General features: G+C 69.6%; 1 protein-coding gene. It reads left to right on the plus strand.

Annotated features, from left to right (window positions below):
• Window positions 1–100 precede the first annotated feature (100 nt).
• The gene (locus Q4I23_RS32650; RefSeq protein WP_498528996.1) at window positions 101–1,300 is read left to right on the plus strand and encodes an ATP-dependent DNA helicase; all 1,200 of its coding nucleotides are present in this window, start codon (window positions 101–103) and stop codon (window positions 1,298–1,300) included.
• Window positions 1,301–1,393: the final 93 nt, after the last annotated feature.

Genomic DNA, 1,393 nt, shown 5'->3' on the forward strand with positions numbered 1-1,393 from the left:
CCCCCCCCCCCCCCCCCCCCCCCCCCCCCCCCCCCCCCCCCCATTTTCAAGCAGCAGACGGCATACGAGATAGCTGTTATAGTCTCGTGGGCTCGGAGATGTGTATAAGAGACAGACCGATACCCCGACCGACGAGCAGTTCCGGGCGATCCAAGCCATCGACGCCTGGTACGCCGACCCCGCGGCCCCCCAGATGTTCTGGCTGGCCGGCGAGGCCGGGACCGGCAAGACCAAGACGACCGTCTTCGCCCTGGATCATCTCCAGGATCGCCGCAACCTGGAGAATTTCGTGGTCGGGGCGCCCACCGGCAAGGCCGCGCAGGTGCTGCGCCGCAAGGGCATCGACCGGGCGGCGACGCTGCATTCGCTGATCTACGCGCCGCGGCAGGACGACGACACCGGCGAGCTGTTCTTCGCCCGCAAGGCGGAGGGCAAGTTCGCCGAGGCCGACCTGATCGTCTGCGACGAGGGCTCGATGGTCGGGGACGACGTGGCGAACGACCTGCTGCGCTCCGGCAAGAAGATCCTGATGATCGCCGACGACTACCAGCTTCCCCCGGTGACCGGCCAGGGCACGCTGACCAAGGGCGAGCCGGATTTCCGGCTGGTCGAGCCGCACCGCACGGCGCGGGAGAGCCCGGTGATCCGGCTCGCCCACCTGCTGCGCCGGCAGGAGCTGCCGCGCCGCTTCGGCACCGCCGGGAACGCCCATGTGCTGCCGCTGAACCGGGTGACCGAGCCGCTGGCCCTGCGGGTGGACACCCAGACCATCTGCGGCACCCACCGCGTGCGCACCGACTTCACCCGGCGCATCCGCACCCGCCACGGCTTCGACACGGTGATGCCGCAGGCGGGCGAGCGGGTGATCTGCCGCCGCAACGACCGCGAGGAGGGGCTGTTCAACGGCATGATCGGCACGCTGACCCGCCCGGCCGCCGAGGGGCGGGGCCGCCAGGACGGGCTGTGGTCGCTCGGCGTCCATATGGAGGACGAGGTGAAGCCCCGCAGCAAGCTGATGGTCCACCCCTGGATGTTCCAGGCCCACTACAGCGGCGAGACCAAGGCGCCGCGGGTGGAGCGCGACGTGCAGCAGTTCGATTGGGCCTGGATGATCACCTGCCACTCCGCCCAGGGGTCGGAGTTCCCGTCCGTCACTGTGCTCGACGATTCCGCCGCCTTCCGCGAGCACAAGTGGCGCTGGCTCTACACCGCCGTCACCCGCTCGCAGGACGAGCTGTTCCTGCTGCTGCGCAACGCCGATCTTGGCGGGAACTGGCGGATGCCGGAACTCGACGCGTGACGGGGTAGCCCTCTCCCCTCCGGGGAGAGGGAGGGGACCCGCGCCGTAGGCGCTGTCTCTTATACACATCTGACGCTGCCGACGATTATACGC

The organism is Azospirillum sp. UFLA03-27 (genome assembly GCF_059803775.1).